Genomic DNA, 26,333 nt, shown 5'->3' with positions numbered 1-26,333 from the left:
TCGCGGCCGCTGCCTTCGAATTTCCTTCAGAAGGAGTGGCGCAGATGAGCGCACGCTTGCGAACGATCACCGTCGACAGCCATGACCATTACGCACTGATGCAGTTCTGGCGTGAGGTGTTGGACGGTTTCGACGACGATCCGGACGATCCCAACAACCCCGGCGATCCCGAATCCCGACTGCTCGGGCCGGCCGGAATCTCGTTGCTGTTCCTACCCGTTGACGACCAGAAGGTCGTCAAGAACCGTGTCCACCTCGATGTGTCACCGACGGATCGCACCCGCGACGAGGAGGTCGAGCGCCTCCTCGGACTCGGTGCGACCCGGTACGCGGATCATCGCCGTCCCGACGGGACGGGATTCGTCGTGCTCGCCGACCCCGAGGGCAATGAGTTCTGCGTCGAAGGCAGTGACGCGGAACGAGCGGCAGCCGGGTAGCGGGATCAGGACGCGCCGGCCATCCGCAGCGCCATCGCTGCGGCATGGTCGGCGACGCGTTCCGGCAGCCAGGCATCCCGCTCGTCATACCAACGGGCGACGTCGATCGACATGCCCATGATCGCGTTCGTCGTCATACCGATGTCGGGGCAGTCGAACTCGCCGGTGGCGGATCCCTCGACCAGCGCCGTCCGGATCAACTGCTGTATGTCGTGACGGAGCGCATCGATGAGCGCGCGATGCTCGGGGGCGAGCGCATCCAGTTCGTAGTTGACCACCCGCGCCATGGTGTGGTCGACGACGTGGCCGAGCACCAACCGGCGCACCATCGCGGCGAGCCGACCGCTCGGGTCGTCCGCCGTGCGCGCGGCTTCCTCCAGAGCTCGCAGGATGGCCTGGTGCCCGGCCGACGAGATGGCGAAGAGCAACGATTCCTTGGTGCGGTGGTGCACGTAGACGGCAGCCGGCGACATGCCGGCGGCGGCAGCGATGTCTCGCGTGGTGGTGCCGTGAAAACCCTTGGCCCCGAAGGCATCCCGTGCGGCATCGAGCAGCCTGCGCTGCGCGGCAGATGGGGACGCGTCCGCCGGTTCGGCCATCGGGAAACCCTCACGTTCGAATCACGTCGAACGGTCGCCGACGCATAGAAGTTCAGTCAGAACACACCAGGCGTCGAGATCCGATCGCGTCGCAGGGAGCTTGCGAGTCGCGACGCCTTCGGAGATCGAGCCTCGTTGACGAGCATGCCGCAGCGTGCGACGCTAAGCAAGCGCTTAGTAGCGTGCGTCCGGCACGCTCGCCCACTGATCGATCCGAAGGAGCCGTAGTGCCCAGACCACTCACGAGCTGGCAGGACCAACGAGTGGTGGTCACCGGCGCCGCGCGCGGGATCGGTGCGGCGATCGCCGAGCGACTCGCGTCCCTCGGCGCGCGGGTGCTGGTCACCGATCTGCTCAAGGGCGAGCTTCAGGTGACGGCGGATCGCATTGGTGCACAATCGTTTTCGGCCGACATATCCACCGAGGAGGGCGTCCGGCACATCGTCGATGGAGCACGCGAAGCGCTCGACGGCATCGATGTCTGGATCGGCAACGCCGGGGTCGCCCGCGGGGCCGGCCTGGAGAGCCCCGACACCGACTGGGAGGTCTCCTGGTCGGTGAACGTCATGGCGCACGTCCGCGCCGCGCGACTGCTGCTCCCCGAGTGGCTGGAACGCGGATCCGGCCGGTTCGTCGTCACCGCGTCGGCGGCCGGCCTGCTGACCGTGTTGGGCCAGCCGTCATACGCCGTCACCAAGCACGGCGCCGAGTCGTTCGCCGAGTGGCTGGCCGTGACCTACGGGCACCGCGGCATCGACGTCCACGCGATCTGCCCGCAGGGTGTCCGCACCGACATGTACCCCGGCCCCGGCAACGATCCGGTCGCCGACACCATCGGCCACGACGGTGCCCTCGAGCCGGCGGACGTCGCCGACACGCTGGTGAAAACCGTTGCGACCGGTGAGTTCCTGGTGCTTCCGCACCCGGAGGTCAAGGACTACTTCGCGCTGCGCGGCGCCGACACCGACAGATGGTTGAAGGGCATGCAGCGGCTACAGACCAGGGTCGACGAGGCAGGAGACACGCGATGAAGGCATGGCAGGTGCAGCAGCTGGCGAAGCCGGCGGATGCGCTGGAGCTGATCGAGACGTCGGCGCCCGAGCCGGGCCCCGGCCAGGTGCAGGTTCGGGTGCTCAGTGCCGCGCTGAACTTTCCCGACGTGTTGATGTGCCAGGGCCTCTATCAGGTCCGCCCGGAGCTGCCCTTCACCCCGGGTGCGGAGCTCTGCGGCGAGATCACCGCACTCGGCAACGGGGTGACCGACCGCACGATCGGCGACCGGGTCATCGGTATGGCGGCACTGCCGCACGGTGGTTTCGCCGAGGCCGCCCTCATGCCGGCGGAGAGCGTGCTGGCCCCGGACTCGCTGGACGACGACGAGGCGGCCGTCCTGACCATCGCCTACCAGACCGCGTGGGCGGCGCTCTTCCACCGCGCCCGGCTGACCGCGGACGACACCGTGCTCGTCCAGGCGGCTGCCGGTGGTGTCGGATCTGCCGCCGTACAACTGGCCAAGCGCAACGGCAACCGGGTGATCGCCATCGTCGGTGGACCCGAGAAGGCCCGAGCGGCAACGGGTTTGGGCGCCGACGTGGTGATCGATCGTCTCACCGAGGACGTCGTCGCGCAGGTGAAGGCGGCCACCGACGGGCACGGCGCCGACGTCATCTTCGATCCGGTCGGCGGGGATGCCTACGATCTACTGACCAAGTGCGTGGCCTTCGAAGGACGGATCGTCGTCGTCGGCTTCTCGGGCGGTCGCATCCAGGCACCGTCCCTCAACCACCTGCTGCTGAAGAACTACTCCATCCTCGGATTGCACTGGGGTTACTACCAAACGATGCGTCCATCGGTCATCGCCCAGGGGTATGCCGAGCTCGCGCGGATGGCCGCCGACGGCGACATCAAGCCGTTGATCAGTCGCCGCCTCGACCGGGACGAGTTGCCGGCGGGCCTGACCGAACTCGCGGAGGGCAGGACCGTCGGCCGACTGGTCTGGCATCCCGGCACTCGACCAACTGCATGAATCCAACGAAACACTCAGGAGAGAAATGACGGACAAACGAACTGCCATCGTCACCGGATCGGCGCGTGGCATCGGCGCAGCGATCGCTCAGCGCCTCGCCGCCGACGGTCTCGCCGTGGGCGTGCTGGACCTCGACGAGGGCGCCTGTCAGGCCGTTGTCGACGAGATCACGGCGGCGGGCGGCACAGCGCTGGCCGTGGGCTGTGACGTCAGCGACGAGGAGTCCGTGGCGGCAGCCGTCGAGAAGGTCGCCACCGAACTCGGCGCACCGACCGTGCTGGTCAACAACGCCGGCGTGCTGCGCGACAACCTGATCTTCAAGATGTCCGCGGACGACTGGGACACGGTGATGAACGTGCACCTGCGCGGCAGCTTCCTGATGACCCGCGCCGCCCAGAAGTACATGACCGAGGCGAAGTTCGGCCGCATCGTGAACCTGTCGAGCACCTCCGCACAGGGCAACCGCGGGCAGGTCAACTACTCCGCCGCGAAGGCCGGCCTGCAGGGCTTCACCAAGACGCTGGCCGTCGAGCTGGGCAAGTTCGGTGTCACCGCGAACGCGATCGCACCCGGCTTCATCGTCACCGACATGACCAAGGCGACCGCGGACCGCGTCGGCATCGACTTCGACGAGTTCCAGCAGCTCGCGGCCAAGGACATCCCGGTCCAGCGCGTCGGCCGGCCGGCCGACATCGCCAATGCAGCGGCCTTCTTCTGCAGCGAGGACGCCGGCTTCGTCAGCGGTCAGGTCCTGTATGTCGCAGGCGGTCCCTACGACTGATCCGGCGGTGCCGGGTCCCGTCTGAGGTAGTACCTCAGCGGAGGAAATAGGGCATCCGCCCGACGCGGTGGACTACCTCAGGCGACGACTCTCGATGTCACAAGCACACGACATCGAAAGGCACGCTGATGAACTCCTACTCCACCTCCCCCATCGTCGACGCGGAGATCGCCTACCGGCAGCAACAGATCGCGCACGACTTCGCGGTCTCACACGGCTGGGAGCTGAGCGTCCGCCGCATCTTCGGACGTCGCCGGCGCCCGGCGGAGAAGCAGCCCACGCCACGGCCGAACCCGAACCTGGTCACCCCGGGCCGCCTCGGATGGCGCTGAACCCGGGCGGGTCGGCATTGGCCGATCCGCTGGAGCCCGGGACAGGGAACAATGGCGGGGTGACCTTCGACTCCGCACCCGACGGACCGATCTTCGGTCGAGCCCAGGAGATCGACGACTTCGCCCGATTGCTACGCGATCCGGCGAAGTCGTCGATCACCCTGCTGGGCGGAGACGCCGGCATCGGGAAGACCCGCCTCGTGGCGGAGTTCGCGTCGGCCTGCCGGCAGGCCGACGGTGTCGTCCTCATCGGGCGCTGCCTCGACCTCGGCGACAGCGCCGCGCCATACCTGCCGATCACCGACATCGCCCGCTCGCTGCGTGAGGTCCCCGCCGCGGACGGTGTCGTCTCCACCGAATGTCTCGTCGCCAAGGACGGTGTGCGACCGGTCGAATATTTCGAGACCGTCGCGACCATGCTGGACGAACTCAGCGGGCTGGCACCCGCTCTCGTGGTCCTGGAGGACGTGCACTGGGCCGACCGGGCAACCCGGGAGCTGCTGACCTATCAATTCACGCGTGACGTGCGACCGGGGGTCCACGTCGTCGCCACCTACCGGACCGATGACCTGCACCGCAGGCATCCGCTACGCCCCGCACTCGCCGAGTGGTCCCGTCTGCCGGCCGTCCGCCGTGTGCTGCTCGAACCCCTCGCGGCCGACCCCGCACGAGCGCTCGTCGACCACCTGCGCCCCGGACTCGCCGACCCCGCTGCCGGCGACATCATCCGTCGATCCGGCGGAAACCCTTTCTTCACAGAGGAACTCGTCGCTGCGTCCATGCAACCGCGCGACATGAGCGGACCTTCCCTGCCCAGTGACCTCGCGGACCTGCTGCTCGTGCGCGCCGACTCGCTCGAGGACGACGCCCGTCGTGTGCTGCGCGCGGTCTCGGTCGCCGGGTCCAGCGCGTCCGACACGACGTTGCAGGGCCTGGTCGGCCTGCCGCCGGATCGGTTGCACACCGCCCTGCGCTCCGCGATCGACGCGCATCTGCTCGTCACCACTCGTGACGGGTCCTACTCCTTCCGGCATGCGCTGCTCTCCGAAGCCGTGTATGACGACCTGCTGCCCGGCGAACGCGTCCGGCTGCACGAGACGCTCACCGACATACTCCTGGCGCGGGACGAGCCCGAGACCGCGGCGCTGATCGCCAAGCACGCCGAACAGGCCGGCCGTTTCGAGACCGCGCTGCACGCGCGGGTCCGGGCGGGCGACGAAGCGCTCGAGGGCGCCGCGCCGTCCAACGCGGCGCGGCACTTCGAGGAGGCCATCTCGCTGGCCGCCGGGCACCCGAACCTCACCGATGTCCCGACCGACCTGCCACAGCGCGCGGCTCGTGCACTGCTCGCCGCCGGGGACCCGCACCGGGCGGCCGAACTCATCCGGGACGCGCTGCTGTCCCACAAGGGGTCGCTGGTGGATCGGGCGCGTTTGGTGCGCCTCTACCTGTCCGCGCTGCTGCTCACCGACCTGCCGACCATGAGCACCAAACTCGGCATCGAGGGCCTGCCCGATCAGGCGGACGAACTGCTCGACACGGCGATCGGCTGGGCGCGTGAGCTGGACGAGAACGCCCTGCTCGGGCAGCTGCTCGCCCTCAAGGCGCGCTACCTGCTGTCCTACGAACGCCACGACGAGTCGGCCGTTGCCGCCGTGGAGGCGCTGGCGATCGGGCGAGCCGTCGACGAGCCGATGATCATCAGCGATGCGATGACCACCCAGGCCAAGCTCGACGGACTCGCCGGCGACATGACCTCGGCGCTGTCGACGCTGGAACACGTGCGCCGGCAGGCTGCCGCCGACGGCGACATCCGGGCCGAGCTGCGTGCCCTGCACCAACTCGCCGGGCTGCACGCGCGGGCCGATCAGCACGCCAAGGCAGCCGCCATCTACGACCAGGCGATCCGTCGCGCCGCAGAGGCGCACGCCCGGACCGAGATGTACGGCATGGACGCGCTGATCTTCGCGGCGACCCTGGCCGCCAAGCAGGCCGACTGGGAACGCGTCGACGAACTGCTCGCCGCGACGGACGACCTGCCGCCGTTGACCACCGCGTCCGCGGCTGCGGTGCGGATGACGGTCGACGTCGCACGCGGTCGGTTCGACCAGGCACGTGCCGCGCACGAGGAGCTGCGTCCGCACTGGTCGCAGGACATGTTCATCCTGGCCAACGGCGCCCCGGCGATGATCGACGTGCTCGGTTCGTCCGGTGATCTGGCCGGAGCGGTCGAGATCTACGACGACGCGGTCGGGACGGTCCGTCGCGTATGGCGGTTGTCGATCTTCGACGCCGAGATCCGGATGACCGCGCTGCTGCTGACCCACATCGCCGATGCCGTCGCAGGGAAGCCGCGAGCGACCGCCGAGTGGTCGCCGCGGATCGAGGAGCTGTCCGCGACGCTCGACGAGATCCTGTCGGTCCGCGGGTGGCGCGAGTCGCTCGGTGAGGAGTCCCGCGCGTGGTTCGCCCGAGCACGTGCCGAGCTCGCCCGACTGTCCGGTGACGACGAGCTGGCGTTGGACGAATACCGTGAATCCGTCAAGCAGTTCGACAACGCCGGGTTCGTCTATGAGCAGGCCGTCGCACAGCTCCTGCTGTCGCGGGCACTGCAGTCGACAGGCGCGTCGAGCGAGGCGCGTGAACTCTCCGAACACGTGCTCGCGACAGCGCGGCGGATCGGTGCGACACAACTGATCGCCCAACTGCGCGGCCAGCCGCGTGGGGAGAAGTCACGGGACGGCGCCCTGACACCGCGAGAGCTGGATGTGCTGCGCCTGGTCGCGGAGGGTATGACGAACGGCCAGGTCGCCTCCCGGCTGTTCATCAGCACCAAGACGGCCAGCGTCCACGTCTCGAACATCCTCGGCAAGCTCGGTGCCGCCACACGCACCGAGGCCGTCGACGTGGCCCGCCAGCGTGCGCTCCTGGACTAGCTGCTCTCCTGCGCGAGGCGATCGCGGATGTCGTCGCCGATCCGACGCATCCGCGCCATGACCGACGCGAGCCCGGGGGCCGACTCGTCGGTCGGCCAGTTGGCGATCACCGCGTAACCGACCGCGCGGTCACCGTCCCGCACCAGTCCGACGTCCGCGCGAATGCCGTCGTCGGTGCCGGTCTTGTTGATCAGCCGCGCCTCCTCCGACTCCCCGATCGCGTTGTGCGCCAACGGATCCGCGCCGAATGCGGAAGCAACCATCGACAGGTCGGTGCTGAGCGACATCCATTCCGCCACCCGCGGCGAGACGGTGCCGTCATACAGGCTGCGGAGGTAGTGCACGAGGGATGCCGCACTGGCGCGCGACAACGTCGGCGGGGTCCCGGGGATCGACAGGTCACGTGCTTCCCCGCTGACGTAGTCGAGCATTTCCATCGGCTTGGCACCGAGCGAATCCCCGTATGCCGCAACGGCATCCAGCCCGACCAGATCGATCAGGACGTTGGTCGCCAGGTTGTCGCTGACCGCACCGACGAGACGGCAGACGTCCACGACCGTCAGCTCTTCCTGGTCGAGGACGTGCCAGAGACCGGAGTCGCGGACGAAGCGCGAACCGGTCCTGCTGACCCGGTGGTCCGCGGCCAACTCGCCGTTGTCGAGCCGTCGCGCGACCTCGCCGAGCACCAGCAGCTTGCCGACCGATGCGGTCTTGAGCACCAAGTCGGAGGACTGCTCGAGCCACGGTGCTGCGTCCGGGTCGTCGAGCCGGGTCGCAAGGACACTCCACTGAATCGCCATACCTATGCTCCGAACCTCTCCTGGGAGCGCAATTGCTCCCGCAGTCTGCTGGTGCCATCGACGAACGACCGCCGCACACCTGCCGGCAGGTCTCGTCCCAGCGCCTGCTCGGCCAGGTCCACGGTGCGCTGCTCCACGACGGTCGCCGGATAGCCGTCCGCTGCAAGTAGATGCAACACCATGTCACCGAGCTTGCTTGACAGAGTGGGAAGTTCGTCGAAAAACCGGGCGACGAACGGCCGGGTGATCTCCTGGTCCGTCGCACCGAAGAAGGACACCGCCACCGCGCTGAGCTCGTGACTGCTGGCACCGTCCGGAGCGGTCAGCTGCGACCACGCCCAGTCCTTCGCCTCGATGGTCGGAATACGGGTGCGTGCCGACAGCGAGCGCACCACTCCGCTGACCGAGGGGTCCTTGCTCCGCCATTCGTCGATCTCCACCGTGTCCATGTCACCGAGCGCCGCCAGCCGCCCGATGACCGACCAGCGGAACTGGTCGTCACTGGCGAGGAACGGTGGCAGACCCTTACCGGCGAGCCACTCCCGCAGCAGGTCAGTGTGTGCGGAGGTCGCCGTCACCAGACGAGCAGCCGTCAGCCGGCGCGAGTCGCTGGCACCGGTTGCTTCGAACACTCGATAGCCCGTGGCCGCAAGGCGATCCAGTGCCGCGGGGGTCCGGGTGACAGCCAGGAACTTGCCCGGGAGCAGGCTGGTGACCGTGTTCGCGACCGCCTCGAGCAACGGGTCGACGTCCTCGACCGGCCAGGCCGCGACGAAGGAGTCGAGCACCACAGCGGGGTCGACCGTCCCGAGCGCGAGGCCGTTGAGCAGTGACGACCAGACCACCCCGCGTGCGGCCGCGTCGTCGATCAATGGCAGCTCGTCCGGCAGCTTCGCCTGGGTCGCGTCGTCCAGGGCAACGATCGCCCACGTGCGGTCGGTTGCGTTGGGAATCAAGAGATTTGACGGCTCCGCGAGCTTCCGACCGACGACTTCGGTGCGGTCGGCATCGATGCGCACGTCGGCTGTGGCGACCTGAACCCCCCGCCGATAGGCAGCGATCTCGGTCACGTGCGGGCGCTGTGCCGGGAACTGCTCCGGCGTCGACCGGTTGATCACCACCATGTCGTCCTCGGTGGACACCTCGAGCACGTCGGTGCCGGGGGTCAGCAGCCACGCCTCGGCCCATGCCTCCAGGTCGCGGCCGCTCTCCTCGCTCATCGCGTGGAGGAAGTCCTGCAGACTGGCGTTGCCGAACTCGTGTGTTTGCAGGTATTTCCGCACTCCGGCGAGGAACATCTCCTCCCCCAGGTATGCCGCGAGCTGACGCAGCGCGGACGCACCCTTCGGGTAGGTGATGCCGTCGAGGTTCTCCAGCGCGGCGTTCGCGTCGGGTGCCGGCGTCCCGGCGATCGGGTGGGTGGACGGTGCGCGGTCGGCGGCATACCCCCAGTTCTTGCGAGTGGCGGAGAAGTCGATCCACGCCTCGGTGAACTCGGTCGCCTCGGCGGTCCCCCGCTGCGCGAGGAACTCCGCGAACGACTCGTTGAGCCAGAGGTCGTCCCACCACTTCATCGTCACCAGATCGCCGAACCACATGTGCGCCATCTCGTGGATGACCACCACGGCTCGCAACAGATGCTCGGCGCGCGAGGCCCGGCCCTGGAAGACGAACTCGTCGCGCAGAGTCACGCACCCGGGGTTTTCCATTGCGCCCATGTTGAATTCGGGCACGAAGACCTGGTCGTACTTCCCCCAGGGATACCTGATGCCGTAGACGCGGTGGTAGTAGTCGAAGCCCTGCCGGGTCACGGTGAAGATCTCGTCGGCCTGCTCCGCAAGCTGGGTCGCGAGGGTCTCGCGGACGTGGATGCCGAGCGGAATCCCGTCGTGCTCGGACCGCCGGGATGCGAAGGGTCCGGCACAGACAGTGAAGAAGTAGGTCGCGATCGGGCGGGTGGTCTCGAACGTGTGCCACCCGTCAGTCGCGGTGTCGTCCGTTCCGTCACTGGCCGCACCATTGGCGATGACCGTCCAGCCCTGCGGGGCCTTCGCCCGCACACTGTATGGCGCCTTCAGGTCCGGCTGCTCGAAGCATGCGTAGATCTTGCCGGCCGTCGACGAGGCGGGACTGCCGTAGAGATAGGCATTGCCGTCCTGCGGGTCGACGGCGCGATGCATGCCTTCACCGTCCCGCACGTAGGCCATCGTCGCGTCGACGGTCAACTCGTTGTCCGTCGCCAGATCGTCCAGCCACAACCGACCGTCTCTTGCCTCCGAGACGTCGATCGCAGTGCCGTTCAACGTGATTGCGTGCACCTCGTGCGGGCTGAACTCCACGAACGTCGACGCGTGGTCGGTGGCGCAGCCGAACCGGATGGTGGTCGCCGAGCCGAAGAACTCATCACCCTTCGTGAAGTCCAGCGAGACGTCGTAGGACCGGACGTCGACGAGCGCTGCACGTTCCTCGGCCTCGGTGCGCAACAGCGACGGCACAGTGATCAACCCTCCACGGTCTGGTCTTGCGGGATGTGCGAGAACCGCTCGTGGGCGACCAACGCGCGATCGGTGCGGTCCAACTCGTCGACCAGTGCGCGCCGGACTCCGGCGGTGTTGGCGCTGTCGCCGATCGCGGCGCGGGCGGCATCCGCGATGTCCTGCTCCACCACGGGATGAGGGTAGGCGGCCGACACGAACTGCTCCGCGGACATGTCGCCGAACTTCTTCGGCACAGAATGCAATTCGGTGAAAAAGCGGTCTGCGTAGGGGCGCAGCAGCGCGGTCGCGTCGTTCTCGCCGTAACCGGCGAAGACACCTGCCGCGATCGCCATGCCTTCGTAGTTGGACAAGTGGTTGCCCTCGCCATACAGCTGGTCCCACGCCCAGACCTTGGCGTCCTCGGTCGGCAGCGCGGCGCGCGACCGGAGAGCGGCGAGTCGGCCATTGAGGCTGTCGTCCTTGCCCGCTGCCTGCTCGATGCCGGCGTGGTCGATCTGACCCAGCTCGGCCAGGCGGGCGACGCAGATCCAGCCGAAGTCCTGGTCCCCGGCCGCGGCCGCGGGTCGGTCGTGGTCCGCCGCCCATGCCGACAACAGGGCCGCGTCATTGCTCGTGGCCGCCACGAGGCGGGCGCCGGTCAGGGCCGCGGGGGACGCCGGGTCCACCAGCTCGAGTCGACGTGTGCCGGCCCGGGCGAGCGCTGCCTTGGCGGCAGCCGAATCTGCCTGCGGCACCAAGCGATACGGATAGAACGTGTCGATCAGTCGCGCGAGATTGTCGCCCAGCGGGGCCACCGTCTCGGTCGGCCAGGTCGCGGCGAACGTCCGCACGACGATGCGCGGATCGATCTGTCCGATGTCCGCGCCGCCGAGCAATGCTGCCCACAGCGAGAGCCGGACCAGCGGGTCCTGCCCGGCAGCGAGCTCGGTGTCGACAGCTTCGAGTGAGGCCGTGTCGAGGATGGTGGTCGCCCAGGTGAGGTCGGAGACGTTCGGCAGCAACAGGTTGGCACGCGTCGTCCCGGCCAGCTCCGCCAGCTCGGTGGTCGCTGCGTCGGTCTGCACGCGGATGCGCTGCACCTCTCGGCCGTCGGTCAAGGCGCCGATCTCGAGAACGTGCGGCCGGCCACCGCTGCGGCCCTCCGGTGGCGTGACAACGAGGTCGGCGCGTTCGATGACGCCGTCCTGCTCCTGAACGTCCAGCCGGATCTCGTCCACACCCGAACTGAGCAGCCATGCCTTGGTCCAGGCGTCCAGCGATTTGCCACTCTCGTGCTCGACCGCGGCGAGGAAGTCGTTCATCGTGGCGTTGCCGAAACTGTTGTCCGTCAGATGCTTTCGCACGCCGGCGATGAAGGCGTCGTCTCCGACGTATGCCGACAGCTGACGCAGAGCGGAAGCGCCCTTGGCATAGGAGATCCCGTCGAAGTTGGTCAGCGCCGACCCGGCGTCGGGTGCGTCCGCACCGGCCACCGGGTGGGTCGCCGGACTGCGGTCGACGCCATACCCCCAAGTCTTGCGGGCGATGCCGAAGTCGACCCACGCTTCGTCATACCTCGTGCCCTCGACCAGCGTGCGGTGCGCCATGTATTCGGCGAACGACTCGTTGAGCCACAGGTCGTCCCACCACCGCATGGTGACCAGATCACCGAACCATTGGTGCGCCATCTCGTGGCTGATCGTGTTGGCCCGGGTGAGCAATTGGGAGCGTGTGTGCGCTCCGCGGAAGATGAACTGGTCGCGCAGGGTGATGCAGCCCGGGTTCTCCATCGCGCCGGCGTTGAACTCGGGAACGAAGAACTGGTCGTATTTGCCCCAGGGGTAACGGATTCCGAAGAGCCGGTGGTAGTAGTCGAAGGACTGTTTGGTCACCTCGAAGATGTCGTCCCGCTGCTCGGCGAGCTGCGCCGCGAGCGAGGCACGCACATAGATGCCGAGCGGGATGCCGTCGTGCTCGTCGGTCTCGACGGCATACGGGCCGGCGCAGACCGTCACGAAGTAGGTCGACAGCGGCGGTGTCGTCGCCAGGGTCCATTCGCCCGGTGTGGTCTGCTCGGCCGCACCGTTGCCGGCGACGAGCCAGTCCTGCGGTGCGCGCACCCGCACGTCGTACGGAGCCTTCAGGTCGGGCTGGTCGAAGCACGCGAAGATCGACGGCCCGGCGTCGAGGAACGACATGCCGTAGACGTAGTGCTGCCCGTCGGCGGGGTCGACGGCGCGGTGCAGGCCTTCCCCGTCGTGCCGGTAGCGCATGGTCGCCACCACGTGGACGGTGTTGTCGGCAGCCAGCTCCGCCAGCGTCACGCGCGAGTCCGTGATCGACGCCGGGTCGATCTCCTTGTCGTTCAGCGTGATCGACGCGACCGAGGCGGCGTCCAGGTCCAGGAAGGTCGACGCACCCGGCTCGGAGCAGGTGAAGCGGATCGTGGTCTCGGAGCCGAACTCCTCCTCACCCCGGTCCAGGTCGAGGGTGAGGTCGTAGGAGGTGACGTCGATGAGAGCGGCACGTGCCTGTGCCTCGGTGCGCAGCAAGGAACCCATGAGATCGAGCCTTTCACGTCACCCGCGGATCTGTCGGCCGTACGCCTGATCCTCCAGCCGCTTGATGCGTTGCTCGGTGGGCGGGTGTGTCGACATCAGCCGCGAAACGTCCTGTGCCCGGAAGGGATTGGCGATCATCATGTGGCTCGCGTTGACGACCTTGGGCTCGGGTGCGAGGGGCCGCTGGGCGGTGCCGACCTCGAGCTTGCGCAGCGCCGAGGCCAGCGCCAGCGGGTCGCCGGTGAGCTGTGAGCCGTCCTCGTCGGCGTCGTACTCGCGGGTCCGGCTGATCGCCAGCTGGATCATGCTCGCGGCGATGGGTGCCAGGAACGCCATGGCCAGCATCGCGAGCGGGTTCGGGCGGTCGTCGTCGTTGCTGCCGCCTCCGCCGAACATGCCGAACCACATCATCATCTGGGCGATGGAGGTGATGATGCCCGCGAGTGCGGCGGCGATGGAGGAGGTGAGGATGTCGCGGTTGTAGACGTGCATCAGCTCGTGGCCGAGCACACCGCGCAGCTCGCGCTCGTCGAGCAGGTCGAGGATGCCCTGGGTGCAGCAGACGGCAGCATGTGAGGGGTTACGGCCGGTCGCGAATGCGTTGGGGGCGTCGGTCGGTGAGATGTAGAGCTTCGGCATCGGCTTGCCGGCCTTGGTCGACAGCTCGCGGACGATGCGGTACATGGCCGGGGCTTCGATCTCGCTGACCGGGTAGGCACGCATCGCCTTGATGGCCAGCTTGTCGGAGTTCCAGTAGCTGTAGGCGGTGGTCGCCACACCGATCAACGCGAAGATCCAGATGTAACGGCCGCCGGCGACGAGCCCGCCGATGGCGAGCAGCACGACCCAGATGCCGCCGAAGAGCGCGGCTGTCTTCAGGCCGTTGAAGTGACGGTGCATACCGGGGAAACGTGCATGACCGATCGGTTTGTTCCGGGACTACCGGCCCACCAGCTGCAGCAGGGAGTGCGGCGCGATGCTGGTCACCACGAGGGCGAGCGCGCCGACGATCACCAGGACGTTGTGCACGGGATGCAGTGCCTCGGGGTTCTCCGGGTCCTTGCGCTTGCCGAAGAGGATCCGCAGCCAGCGCAGGTAGACCGCGACGCCGAGCATGGCGTTGACGGCGGCGATGATCGCCAGCACCCACAGCCGACCACCGGCGACCGGGCCGATCGCGGCGACCTTGGCGACGAGCCCGATCACGGCCGGCGGCAGGCCCATCAGGGTCAGCAGGGCGAGAGCGAGCGTGACCGCGAGCAGCGGGCGGCGCTGCAGCAGTCCCCCGTATGACGACAGGCGCCTCGCGTCCTCGCGGCCGTCCGCATGGGCGAGTGCGGTGACCACGACGAAGGCGACCAGCGTCGCCACCGCGTAGACGATCAGGTATGCCGCGGCGGAGCGCACCGCGCGTGAGGACACGGTGGCGAGTGGCAGGACCACCCAACCGGCCTGCGAGACCGTGGACCAGGCGAGGAACCGCAGCGTGCTCTTCTCCCGCAGCGCCATCAGGTTGCCGAGGGTCATGGACAGTGCGGACAGCACACCGACCGCGGCCAGTGCCGAGGTCCCGAGGACGGTCACACCGCGGAAGATGACCAGCAGAGCCGCGAGCGCGGCAACCTTGGAGGTCACCGCGAGGAAGGCGCCGATCGGCACCGATGCGCCGCCGAATGCCTCCGGCGTCCAGGCGTGGAACGGCACCAGGGACAGCTTGAACGCGAGGCCCGCGACGATGAAGACCACTGCCAGCACGAGGATCCGGCGCGAGTCGGGGTCCTGGGACGCCTGCAGCACCGCGTCGCCGGAGAACAGCGCGGACCCGGTCGCGGCGAACCACAGCGCCGCGCCCATGACGGTGATCGCGAAGCTCACCAGCGATGTCGTCAGCAATGCGAGCGCACCGTCGACCGCGGCCCGGCGGGCGCGCAGCGCGACGAGTGCGATGGCCGGCAGCGTGGCCAACTCGAGCATGACGAGCCACGACCCGAGGTCGCGTGCCGCGACGACTCCGGTGGCACCGGCGGTCGCGGCCAGCACGAGGGTCGCTTGCACGGCGGCGCGCTCGGCGGGCACCCGGATCGGGAAGGCCAGCAGGGCGACCACGGCTGCACTGACCAGTGCGGTCAGCTGCAGGCCGACACCGACGTGGTCGACGACATACAGGCAGGTGCCGTGCGGCAGGCAGAGCGTGCGTCGCGGATCGTCGGCGGACGGCAACGCACCCGGCACTGCCGCCGCGGCACCCGCGAGCAGCAGCACGGCCGCGATCGCCCAGTGCACTCGGCCGAGGCGCGGTGCGACGGCGTCCAGCACCAGCAGCAGGATCGCGCCGACGGCAGGGACCAGCACGGGAGCGAGCAGCCACCAGTCGTAGGTCAGCTTCATCGGCCGATCACCGCCATCAGTTGATCGACCGCCCCGGACGTGGTGTTCAGCAGGATCAGCGGTATGACGCCGAGCACGACCACGGCGCCGCCGAGCACACCGGTGACCAGCAATTCGTTGCCGCGCGCATCCGTCGCCGGGTCGGGTTCGGGCGGCAGACCGCCCTGTGCCGAGCCCTGCCAGACGACCCGCAGCACCCGCAATGCATAGGCCGCGGCGAGCACCGCGCCGATCGATGCGAACGCCGCCAGCACGCGGAACCAGCCGAGCGGCCGGTCCCCGCCGGGGGTCCAGGCTCCGAAGATCGCCAGCACCTCGCCCCAGAAGCCGGCCAGACCGGGCAACCCCATCGATGCGGCGAACCCGATGACGAGCGCGAGGCTCAGCCGTGGCGACACGTCACGCAGCGACCGGCGCGCGACTTCCAGGTCGTCGCCGCCCCACCGGTGTTTGAGCCCACCGACGACGGCGAAGAGCAGGGCGGAGATCGCACCGTGGGCGATGTTCGCGAAGAGTGCGGCCTGCACTCCGATCGTGGTGCCACTCATCAGACCGAGCAGCACGAATCCCATGTGCGCGACCGACGACCAGGCGACCAGCCGCTTGAGGTTGCGCTCGACGAGGCAGACCAGCCCACCCCAGACGATGCCGATGACCGCACACGTCCCGATGTATGGCGCGAGCTTCTCCACACCTTGCGGCAGCGGTGCGACGACGAGCCGCACGACGCCATACGTGCCCATCTTGAGCAGCACCGCGGCGAGCAGCATCGAGCCGGCGGTCGGCGCGACGGTGTGTGCCCGGGGCAGCCAGGAGTGCAGCGGCCACATCGGCACCTTGATGCCGAGGCCGATCAGCAGGATGAGCGCGACCGCGGTCTGCTTGCCCGGCGACATCTGGTTGGCGGCGATGCCGGCCAGGTCGGTGGTGCCGGCGGCGAACGACATCGTGAGGATCCCGACGAGCATCAGGGTCGAACCCAGCACCGTGTAGAGCACGAAAGTGTTTGCGGCGCGGGCGCGTTCGCGAGCGTCCCGGCGATCGCCGAAGCGGCCGATGAGCACCCACATCGGCACCAGGACGACCTCGAAGGCGAGGAAGAAGCTGATCGCGTCCTGGACCAGGAAGGTCGCGATGCCGCCACCGATGACCAGCAGCAGGCAGCCGTAGAACGTTGCGGGCGTGCCTCCCGCGGGCTGCTCGTGGCGGGCGTGCAGCACCACGAGCACGCCGACGGCAGCGGTCATCAGCAGCAGCGGCACGCTGATGCCGTCGACCGCGAGATGCAGGCGCATCCCGATCTCCGGCACCCATTGCCGGTCGAGCACCGGGCGCTGTTTCGCGATGAGGATGGTGGCGACGAGCGAGGCGAGCGTCGCGACCAGCGACACGATGTATGCCGTGTGCCGGCTCACCGACCGGAAGCTGCGGTCACCGACCACGAGTGCGAGCCCCGCGACGACGGGAGCCAGCGGAGCGACGAAGAGCGTTGCTACCACAGGATGACCCCCATCAGACCGACCACGACGAGCCCGACGGACACCGCGACCAGGCCGCTCGTCGGCCGGTGCGTGTGCACGCGGTCGATGCGCTGGATCAGGCGGGCGGACAGTGCGGGCAGCCGCTGCACGCCGGCGTCCAGCCGGCCGTCCGTGCGGGCGACCAGGTGCGCCAGCCGCAGGACCGGGCGGGTCAACGCGACATACAGCCCGTCGACGTCGAACCCGCGGGACGCGGGCGCGCGCACGAAGGTCGGGATCCGTGCCGCGGCGTCGCCGTAGACGGTGCCGATCGACATCATGCGGACCAGCAGCGCCGAAGCGACCATCAGCAGCAGCGACGCGCCGATCAGCCAGACATTGGGATGCTTCCAGTCCACGTCGAGCATCGGGGAGAAGACCAGCAGGCCGCCGACGACGGAGAGGAACGCGAGAAGCTGCAGGCCGAAGCGCGCTCCACCGCCGGGCTGCTGCTCGGACAGCGGCGGCTCGTCTTCCTCCAGCGGCTGTTCGATCAGCACCTGGTGCTCGGCCGGTCGCCCGTGCTGGTCGACCTGCGGCAGGTCGGTGAGCATCTCGACGATGCCGACGTCCTGCACGTCGTAGCTGTCCTCGACCCATTCGCGCACCTGCACCCGCTGGCTGCCGGTGCGGTGGATCAGGATGAGCCACATGCGCATCGTGTATGCCGCGGTGAGCAGCACGATGCAGACCAGCGCGGCGAACGCGATGCGCGCGGTGAGGTCTCCGTCGATGCCCCGCCGGGCGGCCTCGTCGATGATCAGGTCCTTGGACGCGAAGCCCGCGAACGGTGGCACCGCGGCCAGGGCGAGGAGGCCGATGCCGACCATCCGGCGGGCCTCGGGGTACTTGCTCAACGCACCGGAGAGGCGCTCGACCGTCGTACCGCTGACCAGCACCGACAGCCAGCCGATCATGAGGAACAGCAACGCCTTGAACATGGCGTGCGAGAGCAGGTGGGCGATCCCGAGGTCGGCGGTGCCGTCCGTGGCGACGACGGCGAGTCCGAGCAGCATCAGGCCGACCTGGGAGACGGTCGACCAGGCGAGCAGCCGTTTGAGGTCGTGCTGGCAGAAGGCGAGGATGCCGGCACCGACCATCGAGACGGACGCGACGAGCGCGAGGACCACGCGCGCGGTGTCGGAGAGTTCCAACAGGGTGATCAGCTTGCCGAGCACGACCGTTCCGGCGGCGACCATCGTCGCCGCGTGGATGAGCGCCGACGCCGGAGTGGGGCCCTCCATCGCATCCGGCAGCCAGTCCTGGAACGGCACCTGGGCCGACTTGCCGGCCACCGCGCAGATCAGACAGAGCAGCGCGGCCGTCAGCGCGCCGCCGTTGGTGTCGGCTGCTGCCGACCAGTGCCGGACGATGTCGTCGATGCCCGTGCTGTGTGCGCCGAGCGACAGGATCGCCAGACCGATCACCAGCGGTGCGTCGGCGATGCGCGTCACCATGAATGCCTTGTATGACGCCCGGCGCGCCTTCTCCCGCTCGGACTCGTGACCGATGAGCAAGTAGGAGCACCAGCCCATCAGCTCCCAGCCGACGAGGATCAACAGCACGTCACCGGACAACACGACCAGCTGCATGGCTGCGGTGAACAGGCCCACCGCAGAAGCGAACTGGCGGTATCGGGGATCGCTGTAGAGGTACCAGCGGGTGAAGAGCTGGACGACCCAGGACACCAGGCCGACCGCGACCGCGACGAGCACCGACAACCGGTCGACCTGCAGGTGCAACGGCACATCGAAGCCGGGTCCGAGCGGCAGGCTGCCGATGCTCTCCGGGCCGGTGACCGCTCCGCCGCGGGTCTGCTGCACGAGCAGTGCGATTGCCGAGACGAGGCCGAGGAAGCTGAAGGCGCCGGCGATCGCGAACGCGTGCGAGCTGCGCCGGGTGCACAGGATGACCAGCACCGGGATCGCGACCTGCAGCAGGATGGCCAGGTGGCTGGGTTGGATCGGGAAGTCGACCGCGAGCGTGGTGGAGTCGAATCGGCCGTCGGCAAGCATCATTCGGACTCCCCCGGCTGCGCCATGTCCACGTTCCCCCGGGCGCGGAAGACCGCCAGGATCACGCCGAGCGCGACGGCGATCTCGGCGGCGGCGATGGTGATGACGAAGATCGTCATCACCTGACCGGCGCGCATCGCGTCGGACGTCAGCGACCCCACACTGACGAAGAGCAGGCCGGCCGCGGCGAGCATCAGCTCGACACCGATCAGCACGAGGACCGCGTTGCGGCGGGCGAGTACGCCATACAGGCCGATGCCGAAGAGCAACCCGACGACGATCATCGGCAACGCGGCGTGGATCACTTCGCGGCTCCCTTCACGACGTCGTGGGCGGTGTCGTGACCGTGGTCGCGCCCGATCGGGAGCCGGGCGAGCGCGAGCGCGGCGATGAGCGCCACCAGCAGCAACACGGACAGCAACTCGAAGGGCCACACCCAGCTGCTGAAGAGTCGGGCCGACAACGCGTGCGTGGTCCCGCCGTCGATGCGCGTCCTGTCGTTGCCGAAGGCGCTGATCAGGACGGTCGCCAGCAGGGCCGCCGTGGCGGCACCGACGACGAGCGCCGCCGCGCGTTGCATCAGCGGGGTGTCGTGCTCGTGACTGCGCCCGATCGGCGCACGGGTCAGCATGAGGGCGAAGAGCACGAGTATGACGACAGCGCCGACATAGACGAGAAGCTGCACCAACGCTACGAATTCGGCGCCGAGCACCAGGTAACAGCCCGACAGCGCGGCCAGGCTGACGATCAACCAGAGCGCGGCATGCACGAGGTGCTTGGTGCTCACCGCGAGCAGGCCGGAGGCGACGCTGATCGCCCCGGCGATGGTGAACAGCACGTCATAGGTCGTCATCGAGGCACCTCACCCCGCCCCACGAAGTTCTCCTCCGCTGCGCTCCCCCGATACTTCGCGGGGACCCCGGATCCACGTTCAGGGTTCTCTGCCTCGTCAATGTGCGCCGGCGGCGGGACGCTCGGCATCCATTCGCCGAGCTTTTCCTTCTCGTGCAACAGGTTTCGTATGTCGCCCTCGGCGTACTCGAACTCCGGGCTCCAGAAGAGCGCGTCGAACGGGCAGACGTCGATGCAGATCCCGCAGTACATGCACAGGCTGAAGTCGATCGCGAAACGGTCGAGGACGTTGTGCTGCCGGGCGCGACCGCCCTCGGTCTCCGGCGGCGTCGTCTCCTTGTGCGAGTCGATGTAGATGCACCAGTCGGGGCACTCGCGGGCGCAGAGCATGCAGGAGGTGCAGTTCTCCTCCAGCAACGCGATGACACCGCGGCTGCGCTCCGGCAGGTCCGGGTGCACATGCGGATACTGCTGCGTGTGCGCGTGCTTGGTCATCGTGCGACCGGTGGTCGCCATACCCTTCGCCAGGCCGCTCAGGAATTTGCTCACTGCGAGGTCACCACCACTCCGACTGCCGTTATTGCGAGCTGCAGCAACGCGATCGGGACGAGACCTAGCCAGGCGACCCGCTGCAGTTGGTCCTCGCGCAGCCGTGGCCAGGCGACGCGGATCCAGATGATCAGGAACGCGAAGATGCCGCCCTTGATGAGCATCCACAGCCAGCCGAGGGCGTGGTCGAAGGGTCCGGTCCAGCCGCCCAGCCAGAGCGTCGCCAGCAGGAACGACATGACGACGATGCCGGCGTATTCGGCGAGCAGGAAGAGCGCGAAACGCAGGCCGGTGTATTCGGTGTATGGCCCCATGACCAGCTCGGAGTCGGCGACCGGCATGTCGAACGGCGGCCGCTGCAGCTCGGCGGTGGCCGCAACGAGGAAGACCAGCGCACCCGGCAACTGCCAGATGAGCCACCACGGGTTCCAGGCGTGCGCGATCCCGACCAGCGACAGCGAGCCGGCGGCGATGGCGAAGGACGCGCTCACCAGAATCAGTGGCAGTTCGTAGGACACCAGCTGCGCCGCGGTGCGCATGCCACCGAGCAGGGAGTACTTGTTGCCGCTGGACCAACCGGCCATCAGCGTGCCGACCGTGCCGATGCCGCTGACCGCGAGCACCCAGACCAGGCCGCCCGGCACATCCGCACCGAAGAAGTCCGGTCCGAAGGGGATCACCGCGAGCGCGAGCAGGTAGGAGACGATGCCGAGGGCCGGCGCCATCCGGAAGACGCTCTTGTCCGCGGCCAGCGGGACGATGTCCTCCTTCTGGGCGAACTTCACGCCGTCGGCGATCAGCTGCGCCCAGCCGTGGAATCCGCCGGCCTCCATGGGTCCGAGCCGACCCTGCATGTGCGCCATGACCTTGTGCTCGGTCTGCCCGACCAGCAGCGGCAGCACGAGGAACGCCGCCAGGATGCACACCGAGCGCAGGACGATTTCAAGAATGTCGGACCCCATTTACCTGGGTCCCCAGGACTCGTCGGGAACGCCGGGCGGCTGCATGCGACGGCGCGGCGCACGCGCCGGCTTGCCGTCCGTGCCGCCACCGCCGGGCTCCTTGGCGCCGGGCCATGGCTTGCTCGCACGGGAGACCAGCACGAACGACTTGCGCAGGGGGTGACCGTCGAAACCGTCCGGCAGCAACAGTTTTCGTAGCTTGCCGTGGCTCGCGTCGGTGTAGCCGTCGAAGCCGATCCCGAACATCTCGTGGGTCTCGCGCTCGTGCCAGGCGGCGCCTGCCCACAACGGCGTGCAGCTGGGCAGTGACCCGCCGTCGGCGAGCCGGGTCTGCACGAGGGTCTCGCGCAACGCGCCGGGGGTGATGTCGTAGAGGTGCACGACGACATCGAAACCGGGTGCCTCCTCGGCGTCGGTCTGGTCGACGGCGGTCAGGAAATCGAAGAAGTCGAATCCTTCGCCGCGGACCCGCTCCAACGTGGCGGTCCATGCGTCGGGTTCGCAGGTGACGGAGGGGATTTCGTAGGTCGTGTCGGTCACTGCTGCTCCCCCGTCGGAGGTGCGACCAGCGGCCGGCTCACCTCGGCGGCGGAGGCCTTGCGCCCGGCATACCCGCCGAGCTTGGCGCGCAGTCCCTTGGTCTGCAGCTTCTCGTCGGCGATCTGCTGCTGCAGCACCTGTATGCCGTGCAACAACGCCTCGGGACGCGGCGGGCAACCCGGCACGTAGACGTCGACGGGGATCAGCTGGTCGACACCCTTGGTGACGCAGTAGGAGTCCCAGTAGGGACCGCCGGAGTTGCTGCAGGCGCCGAAGCTGATGACGTACTTGGGTTCGGGCATCTGGTCGTAGAGCCGGCGGACCGCGGGCGCCATCTTGTCGGTGACCGTGCCGGACACGACCATCAGGTCGGCCTGACGAGGGCCGGGCGCGAAGGGGATGACGCCGAGTCGGATGAAGTCGTGGCGTGCCATCGATGCGGCGATGAATTCGATAGCACAGCAGGCCAACCCGAAGTTGAAGACCCACAGGGAATAGCGCCGGCCCCAGTTGAGGACGAGTCGCATCGGCTTGGGCGCAGCGGCCTGGCCGACGCCGACCCGGGGCATGGGCAGGTCAGTGGTCACGTTGTCCCCTGGCATCACTGGTTTCGGACTCGGGGTCCCCGCGAAGTATCGGAGGAGCGGAGCGGGGGAGAACTTCGTGGGGTGAGGTCCAGGTCAGCAGACCTCGGCGGGCGGCATGCAGCAGGCCGACCAGGACGACGGCAATGAAGATCGCCATCTCCACCAGGCTGGCGACGCCGAGGTCGTGGTCACGCAGCACCAGCGCCCACGGGAAGAGGTAGACGGCGTCGACCGCGAAGACGACATACAGCAGCGCATAGGTGATGTAGCGGAAGTGGGTCTGCGCCCATCCGCCGGTCGCCGGATCGACGCCCGATTCGTAGGTCGTGAGCTTCGCCAGGCTCGGCGCACGCGGCGCGAGTAGGCGCCTGGAGAGCATCGCGGCAACGAAAAGCACCGCTCCGGCGACACCGACGCCGAGCAGCACCAAGTAACCGGTCACTCCCGAGGACACCCGGGCAGCCTAACCAGCGGGTGCTGTCTTGTGGGTGAGGCGCTCCCGGTTTGGGACGGTTCAGGCGTCGGATCCGCCGGTCTCCCGCAACTCCGGGAAAACCCGGTCCGCGAGGAGCGGCGCCAGATCGTCGGGCGCATCGGCGGACAGGTCGTCCCAGCGCAGCTCGGCGATCTCGGCTGCCGGCGCATCGACCGGGACGTACGGGTGCTCGAAGACCGTGGCCGTCACCGAGTGCCCGGGCTCGTTGGCGGCAGCCGAGGTGAACGTCCCCACCGGGCGCAGGTCGGCCGCGCGCACGCGTATGTCGAGTTCTTCGCCGACCTCGCGCACCGCCGCGTCGATGGCACTCTCCCCCGGCTCGAGCTTGCCGCCGGGGAACATGAACTTCGCGGTGCCGGCCTTGCGGACGGTGAGCACCTTGCCGCCCGGGTCCCGAAACACCACGGCGCTGACGACGATCTCCGGGGCTGGCATGCCTCGAGCGTAACGAGGCGCCAGCCCGACCCGCCGAGGCGCCGCGACGCGCCTGTGAGGCACATCACAACCAGGTAGCAACGCTACTGCTTTTGACTTATTCGGTAACGCTTGCTTATGTTTGACGCAGTCACGAGACCCAGCGACAAGCCCTGGCTTGCTGGGCGGCAACCCTCACGCACGTGGCGGGGTGCCCCAGGTGAATGACTAGGCCGCAGTGCGTGATCCATCGATCGCGCGGTGCGGCAAGCACGGCAGTTCCCCTGTCCCGTCCGTATGCCGATCGCGTGCGGGCGAGTTCGAGCACGGCCGGGCGCCCCGTCATACCAGCGACATACCCGCGACCCCGAGGACAGCATGTCAGCCAACACACCCACCGACCCGTCGAGCGTCCCGCCGCTGCCGGACCGGCCGAAACTGCCGCCGCGACCGGGCCACCCGCGACGCACCTGGCTCAGTGCGGCCGCCATTGCCCTGGTGATCGGCGCCGGCGGCGGATTCGCCACCGGACGCGCCACCGCGAGCGGGTCGTCCGGCACGCGGCTGACCACGGTGAAGATCGGCGTGACCGACGCCGACCAGGACTACTGGCCGGTGCTGAAGAAGCTCGCGCGGCAGCACGGCATCGACCTCCGGACGGTCAACTTCTCCGACTACACCCAGGCGAATCCCGCTGTCGCACAAGGACAACTGGACCTCAACCTGTTCCAGCACCTCGTCTTCCTGGCCGGATACAACAAGCAGGCACACGAGGACCTGACGCCCATCGGATCCACGTATGTCGTGCCGCTGGGCCTCTATTCGAAGAAGCACACCTCGCTGGCACAGATCCCGAAGGGCGCGAGCATCGCGATCCCGAACGACGCCACCAACCAGGCGCGGGCCCTGCTCGTGCTGCAGAAGGCCGGTCTGGTGAAGCTCAAGGGCGGCGGGAGCATCGTGTCCACACCGGCCGACATCGACAAGGCCGCCTCCAAGGTGAAGGTCACCCCGGTCGACGCCTCCCAGACGGTGACCTCGCTGTCCTCGGTCGACGGAGCCGTCGTCAACAACAACTTCGCGCTCGACGGCCACCTCGACCCGAGCAAGGCGCTCTATTCCGACAACCCGAAGTCGGCCACCGCGCAGCCCTACATCAACGTGATCGTCTCCCGGGCGGCGGACAAGGACAACCCGACGTATGCCGAGATCGTGAAGCTCTACCACGACCCACGCGTGCAGCGGCTCGTCGTCGCCGAGTCCAAGAACACCAGTGTCCCGGTCACCCGGCCGGCCGCCGAGCTGCGGCGCCTGCTGACCGGCTACGAGAAGACGGTGAGCTCGAAATGACAACGACTCCACCGGATCCGGTGGTTCGACTCGACGCGGTGTCGAAGGTATTCGGGAAGGGCGACGAGGCACACCGGGCACTGGACGGCGTGGATCTCGAGATCCACCGCGGCGAGATCTTCGCGGTCATCGGCTACTCGGGTGCGGGCAAGAGCACGTTGGTCCGGCTCCTCAACGGACTCGAACAGGCCAGTTCCGGCTCGGTCGTCGTCGACGGGGTCGACATCACGCGCCTGCAGGGAAAACCGTTGCGCGCCATACGTCGTCGCACCGGGATGGTCTTCCAGCAGTTCAATCTGATGCGATCACGCACCGTGTTCGGCAACGTCGCATACCCGCTGCAGCTCGCCGGCCTGGGTCGGGCCGAGCAGGAGGATCGGGTCGCCGAGCTGCTGTCGTTCGTCGGTCTGCTCGACAAGGCATGGGCCCACCCCGAGGAGCTGTCCGGTGGGCAGAAGCAGCGGGTCGGGATCGCCCGGGCGCTGGCATCCGACCCGGACCTGCTGCTCGCCGACGAGTCGACGTCGGCTCTGGACCCGGAGACGACGCGCGACGTCCTCGCCTTGCTGCGACGGGTCAATGAAGAGCTCGGGATCACCATCGTGGTCATCACGCACGAGATGGACGTCGTGCGCGCGATCGCCGACCGGGTGGCCGTGCTGAACTCGGGGCGCGTCGTCGAGGTGGGGGCGGTGCGCGACATACTCGGGGCACCGCAGGCGGAGACGACGCGACGGTTCGTCGCCGCGACCGTCGGAAACCGTCCGGATTCGCAGCGTTTGCAACAACTTCGGCAGAAGTATGACGACACGCTCGTCACGGTCGCCGTGACCGACGAGCGTGCCTTCGGCTCGATCCTGAGTGGCGCTGCGCGGGAGCACGACGTCGACTTCGAGATCGTCCACGGCGGCATCACCGACCTCAAGCACGAGTCGCTGGGCTCCTTCACGCTCGCCCTGCGCGGACCGGAGGCCGGGGTGCGCGCGACCGTCGACGCCTTGCACACAGCCGGCACGGTGGAAGGAGCGCTGCGATGACGACTGATTGGTCAACGCTGTGGCCGACCTTCCAGACGGCGATCTGGCAGACCCTGCTGATGGCGGTCGTGACGATCCTCATCGGCGGCGTCCTGGGGCTGCTTCTCGGCGTCGCGCTCTTCACCACCCGCGGTGGCGGCCTGATCGAGAACCGCGCGATCAACACCGTCCTGAACGTGCTGGTCAACATCGTCCGGCCCATCCCGTTCATCATCTTCGTCACCGCGATCGCGCCACTGACCCTGCACGCGATGGGTTCGACCATCGGCACCCGGGCCGTGCTCTTCCCGCTGGTGATCGCTGCGACCTTCGGCGTGTCCCGGATCGTCGAACAGTCCTTGGTGTCAGTCGATCCCGGTGTCATCGAGGCCGCCGAGGCGATGGGTGCCGGACCGTGGCAGATCGTCCGCTCGGTGCTGGTGCCCGAGGCACTCGGCCCGTTGATCCTCGGCTACACGTTCATCTTCGTCGCGGTGGTGGACATGACGGCGATCGCCGGCGCGGTCGGCGGTGGTGGGCTCGGGGACTTCGCGATCACCTACGGCTACCACCGCTTCGACTGGGGCGTGACCTGGATCGCAGTGGCCGTGATCGTCGTCCTGGTCCAGCTGGCGCAGTTCGGCGGCAATGCGTTGGCCCGGAAGGCACTTCGCCGTTAATTGCGGGTCGAGTAG

25 protein-coding genes and 1 riboswitch are annotated in these 26,333 nt (G+C 68.4%); of the genes, 9 read left to right on the top strand and 16 right to left on the bottom strand.

Features of this window, described 5'->3' with window-relative positions; genetic code table 11:
- Positions 1-44: 44 nt before the first annotated feature.
- Positions 45-437 carry a VOC family protein gene (locus ACZ50J_RS03495; RefSeq protein ID WP_464299898.1) on the top strand — a complete coding sequence of 131 codons (393 nt, stop codon included), beginning with the start codon at positions 45-47 and terminating at the stop codon, positions 435-437.
- 5 nt (positions 438-442) lie between these two features.
- Here ACZ50J_RS03495 and ACZ50J_RS03490 read toward each other — a convergent pair whose 3' ends face one another.
- The gene (locus tag ACZ50J_RS03490; protein ID WP_464299897.1) at positions 443-1,036 is read right to left on the bottom strand and encodes a TetR/AcrR family transcriptional regulator; all 594 of its coding nucleotides are present in this window, start codon (positions 1,034-1,036) and stop codon (positions 443-445) included.
- Between the two features lie 227 nt (positions 1,037-1,263).
- Here ACZ50J_RS03490 and ACZ50J_RS03485 point away from each other — a divergent pair, with 227 nt between their 5' ends.
- From ACZ50J_RS03485 to ACZ50J_RS03465, 5 genes are all read left to right on the top strand, one after another.
- Positions 1,264-2,067, top strand: coding sequence for an SDR family oxidoreductase (locus tag ACZ50J_RS03485; protein WP_464299896.1), 804 nt, complete (start codon positions 1,264-1,266; stop codon positions 2,065-2,067).
- Positions 2,064-3,062: an NADPH:quinone oxidoreductase family protein gene (locus ACZ50J_RS03480; RefSeq protein WP_464299895.1), complete on the top strand. Its 999-nt coding sequence runs from the start codon at positions 2,064-2,066 to the stop codon at positions 3,060-3,062. The genes ACZ50J_RS03485 and ACZ50J_RS03480 overlap by 4 nt, the downstream gene beginning before the upstream one ends.
- Before the next feature lie 25 nt (positions 3,063-3,087).
- Positions 3,088-3,843, top strand: a complete 756-nt coding sequence (gene fabG, locus ACZ50J_RS03475; protein ID WP_464299894.1) for a 3-oxoacyl-ACP reductase FabG — start codon at positions 3,088-3,090, stop codon at positions 3,841-3,843.
- A 128-nt stretch (positions 3,844-3,971) separates the two neighbouring features.
- Complete coding sequence (locus tag ACZ50J_RS03470) at positions 3,972-4,175, top strand: hypothetical protein (RefSeq protein WP_464299893.1); 204 nt, start codon at positions 3,972-3,974, stop codon at positions 4,173-4,175.
- 59 nt (positions 4,176-4,234) lie between these two features.
- Complete coding sequence (locus ACZ50J_RS03465) at positions 4,235-7,111, top strand: helix-turn-helix transcriptional regulator (protein ID WP_464299892.1); 2,877 nt, start codon at positions 4,235-4,237, stop codon at positions 7,109-7,111.
- On the opposite strand, the gene ACZ50J_RS03460 is transcribed toward ACZ50J_RS03465, so the two are convergent.
- Genes ACZ50J_RS03460 through ACZ50J_RS03390 form a run of 15 tightly spaced genes read right to left on the bottom strand, consistent with a single transcriptional unit; the run spans position 7,108 to position 23,293 of the window.
- Positions 7,108-7,911, bottom strand: a complete 804-nt coding sequence (locus ACZ50J_RS03460) for a serine hydrolase (RefSeq protein WP_464299891.1) — start codon at positions 7,909-7,911, stop codon at positions 7,108-7,110. The two genes, ACZ50J_RS03465 and ACZ50J_RS03460, sit on opposite strands and share 4 nt — an antisense overlap.
- A 2-nt stretch (positions 7,912-7,913) precedes the next feature.
- Positions 7,914-10,406 (bottom strand): aminopeptidase N, encoded by a 2,493-nt coding sequence (gene pepN, locus ACZ50J_RS03455; RefSeq protein ID WP_464301305.1) that lies wholly within the window; start codon positions 10,404-10,406, stop codon positions 7,914-7,916.
- Positions 10,407-10,411: 5 nt separating this feature from the next.
- Positions 10,412-12,949, bottom strand: a complete 2,538-nt coding sequence (gene pepN, locus ACZ50J_RS03450) for an aminopeptidase N (protein ID WP_464299890.1) — start codon at positions 12,947-12,949, stop codon at positions 10,412-10,414.
- 18 nt (positions 12,950-12,967) lie between these two features.
- Positions 12,968-13,849 carry a zinc metalloprotease HtpX gene (gene htpX, locus ACZ50J_RS03445; RefSeq protein ID WP_464299889.1) on the bottom strand — a complete coding sequence of 294 codons (882 nt, stop codon included), beginning with the start codon at positions 13,847-13,849 and terminating at the stop codon, positions 12,968-12,970.
- Positions 13,850-13,888: 39 nt separating this feature from the next.
- Positions 13,889-15,337 carry an NADH-quinone oxidoreductase subunit N gene (locus ACZ50J_RS03440; RefSeq protein ID WP_464299888.1) on the bottom strand — a complete coding sequence of 483 codons (1,449 nt, stop codon included), beginning with the start codon at positions 15,335-15,337 and terminating at the stop codon, positions 13,889-13,891.
- A complete protein-coding gene (locus tag ACZ50J_RS03435) occupies positions 15,334-16,836 on the bottom strand; it encodes a complex I subunit 4 family protein (RefSeq protein ID WP_464299887.1) in 1,503 nt (500 codons plus the stop codon). Before ACZ50J_RS03435 ends, ACZ50J_RS03440 begins: the two co-directional genes overlap by 4 nt.
- Positions 16,830-18,875 carry an NADH-quinone oxidoreductase subunit 5 family protein gene (locus ACZ50J_RS03430; protein ID WP_464299886.1) on the bottom strand — a complete coding sequence of 682 codons (2,046 nt, stop codon included), beginning with the start codon at positions 18,873-18,875 and terminating at the stop codon, positions 16,830-16,832. Before ACZ50J_RS03430 ends, ACZ50J_RS03435 begins: the two co-directional genes overlap by 7 nt.
- Complete coding sequence (gene nuoK, locus ACZ50J_RS03425) at positions 18,872-19,177, bottom strand: NADH-quinone oxidoreductase subunit NuoK (protein WP_464299885.1); 306 nt, start codon at positions 19,175-19,177, stop codon at positions 18,872-18,874. Before nuoK ends, ACZ50J_RS03430 begins: the two co-directional genes overlap by 4 nt.
- Positions 19,174-19,725, bottom strand: a complete 552-nt coding sequence (locus ACZ50J_RS03420; RefSeq protein ID WP_464299884.1) for an NADH-quinone oxidoreductase subunit J family protein — start codon at positions 19,723-19,725, stop codon at positions 19,174-19,176. Before ACZ50J_RS03420 ends, nuoK begins: the two co-directional genes overlap by 4 nt.
- Positions 19,722-20,240, bottom strand: a complete 519-nt coding sequence (locus ACZ50J_RS03415) for a 4Fe-4S binding protein (RefSeq protein ID WP_464301304.1) — start codon at positions 20,238-20,240, stop codon at positions 19,722-19,724. The genes ACZ50J_RS03420 and ACZ50J_RS03415 overlap by 4 nt, the downstream gene beginning before the upstream one ends.
- 29 nt (positions 20,241-20,269) lie before the next feature.
- Positions 20,270-21,235: an NADH-quinone oxidoreductase subunit NuoH gene (gene nuoH, locus ACZ50J_RS03410; RefSeq protein WP_464299883.1), complete on the bottom strand. Its 966-nt coding sequence runs from the start codon at positions 21,233-21,235 to the stop codon at positions 20,270-20,272.
- The gene (locus tag ACZ50J_RS03405) at positions 21,236-21,775 is read right to left on the bottom strand and encodes an NADH-quinone oxidoreductase subunit C (protein ID WP_464299882.1); all 540 of its coding nucleotides are present in this window, start codon (positions 21,773-21,775) and stop codon (positions 21,236-21,238) included. It lies immediately after the preceding gene.
- Complete coding sequence (locus ACZ50J_RS03400; protein WP_464301303.1) at positions 21,772-22,344, bottom strand: NADH-quinone oxidoreductase subunit B; 573 nt, start codon at positions 22,342-22,344, stop codon at positions 21,772-21,774. The genes ACZ50J_RS03405 and ACZ50J_RS03400 overlap by 4 nt, the downstream gene beginning before the upstream one ends.
- 7 nt (positions 22,345-22,351) lie before the next feature.
- Complete coding sequence (locus ACZ50J_RS03395) at positions 22,352-22,816, bottom strand: NADH-quinone oxidoreductase subunit A (RefSeq protein ID WP_464299881.1); 465 nt, start codon at positions 22,814-22,816, stop codon at positions 22,352-22,354.
- A 60-nt stretch (positions 22,817-22,876) separates the two neighbouring features.
- The gene (locus ACZ50J_RS03390; RefSeq protein ID WP_464299880.1) at positions 22,877-23,293 is read right to left on the bottom strand and encodes an NUDIX hydrolase; all 417 of its coding nucleotides are present in this window, start codon (positions 23,291-23,293) and stop codon (positions 22,877-22,879) included.
- A 128-nt stretch (positions 23,294-23,421) separates the two neighbouring features.
- Positions 23,422-23,551, top strand: a riboswitch (SAM riboswitch).
- 99 nt (positions 23,552-23,650) lie between these two features.
- On the opposite strand from ACZ50J_RS03390, the gene ACZ50J_RS03385 reads away from it, so the two are divergent.
- From ACZ50J_RS03385 to ACZ50J_RS03375, 3 genes are read left to right on the top strand one after another with little or no spacing between them, the layout of a single operon-like run.
- Positions 23,651-24,622, top strand: coding sequence for a MetQ/NlpA family ABC transporter substrate-binding protein (locus ACZ50J_RS03385; RefSeq protein ID WP_464299879.1), 972 nt, complete (start codon positions 23,651-23,653; stop codon positions 24,620-24,622).
- A complete protein-coding gene (locus ACZ50J_RS03380) occupies positions 24,619-25,659 on the top strand; it encodes a methionine ABC transporter ATP-binding protein (RefSeq protein ID WP_464299878.1) in 1,041 nt (346 codons plus the stop codon). Before ACZ50J_RS03385 ends, ACZ50J_RS03380 begins: the two co-directional genes overlap by 4 nt.
- Positions 25,656-26,318, top strand: a complete 663-nt coding sequence (locus ACZ50J_RS03375) for a methionine ABC transporter permease (protein WP_464299877.1) — start codon at positions 25,656-25,658, stop codon at positions 26,316-26,318. The genes ACZ50J_RS03380 and ACZ50J_RS03375 overlap by 4 nt, the downstream gene beginning before the upstream one ends.
- Positions 26,319-26,333: the final 15 nt, after the last annotated feature.

Source organism: Flexivirga sp. G2 (genome assembly GCF_055397625.1).
Note: the sequence above shows the minus strand (reverse complement) of the source record. Positions and strands in the feature narration are given on the sequence as shown.

Excerpts from the sequence above, each read along its gene's own strand:
- fabG (WP_464299894.1), top strand. The coding sequence starts at position 3,088 with ATGACGGACAAACGAACTGCCATCGTCACCGGATCGGCGCGTGGCATC.
- pepN (WP_464299890.1), bottom strand. The coding sequence starts at position 12,949 with ATGGGTTCCTTGCTGCGCACCGAGGCACAGGCACGTGCCGCTCTCATC.
- ACZ50J_RS03495 (WP_464299898.1), top strand. The coding sequence starts at position 45 with ATGAGCGCACGCTTGCGAACGATCACCGTCGACAGCCATGACCATTAC.
- ACZ50J_RS03400 (WP_464301303.1), bottom strand. The coding sequence starts at position 22,344 with ATGCCCCGGGTCGGCGTCGGCCAGGCCGCTGCGCCCAAGCCGATGCGA.
- ACZ50J_RS03380 (WP_464299878.1), top strand. The coding sequence starts at position 24,619 with ATGACAACGACTCCACCGGATCCGGTGGTTCGACTCGACGCGGTGTCG.
- ACZ50J_RS03415 (WP_464301304.1), bottom strand. The coding sequence starts at position 20,240 with ATGGCGACCACCGGTCGCACGATGACCAAGCACGCGCACACGCAGCAG.
- ACZ50J_RS03420 (WP_464299884.1), bottom strand. The coding sequence starts at position 19,725 with ATGACGACCTATGACGTGCTGTTCACCATCGCCGGGGCGATCAGCGTC.
- ACZ50J_RS03375 (WP_464299877.1), top strand. The coding sequence starts at position 25,656 with ATGACGACTGATTGGTCAACGCTGTGGCCGACCTTCCAGACGGCGATC.
- ACZ50J_RS03490 (WP_464299897.1), bottom strand. The coding sequence starts at position 1,036 with ATGGCCGAACCGGCGGACGCGTCCCCATCTGCCGCGCAGCGCAGGCTG.
- ACZ50J_RS03440 (WP_464299888.1), bottom strand. The coding sequence starts at position 15,337 with ATGAAGCTGACCTACGACTGGTGGCTGCTCGCTCCCGTGCTGGTCCCT.
- ACZ50J_RS03430 (WP_464299886.1), bottom strand. The coding sequence starts at position 18,875 with ATGATGCTTGCCGACGGCCGATTCGACTCCACCACGCTCGCGGTCGAC.
- ACZ50J_RS03390 (WP_464299880.1), bottom strand. The coding sequence starts at position 23,293 with ATGCCAGCCCCGGAGATCGTCGTCAGCGCCGTGGTGTTTCGGGACCCG.
- ACZ50J_RS03470 (WP_464299893.1), top strand. The coding sequence starts at position 3,972 with ATGAACTCCTACTCCACCTCCCCCATCGTCGACGCGGAGATCGCCTAC.
- htpX (WP_464299889.1), bottom strand. The coding sequence starts at position 13,849 with ATGCACCGTCACTTCAACGGCCTGAAGACAGCCGCGCTCTTCGGCGGC.
- ACZ50J_RS03480 (WP_464299895.1), top strand. The coding sequence starts at position 2,064 with ATGAAGGCATGGCAGGTGCAGCAGCTGGCGAAGCCGGCGGATGCGCTG.
- nuoH (WP_464299883.1), bottom strand. The coding sequence starts at position 21,235 with ATGGGGTCCGACATTCTTGAAATCGTCCTGCGCTCGGTGTGCATCCTG.
- ACZ50J_RS03385 (WP_464299879.1), top strand. The coding sequence starts at position 23,651 with ATGTCAGCCAACACACCCACCGACCCGTCGAGCGTCCCGCCGCTGCCG.
- ACZ50J_RS03460 (WP_464299891.1), bottom strand. The coding sequence starts at position 7,911 with ATGGCGATTCAGTGGAGTGTCCTTGCGACCCGGCTCGACGACCCGGAC.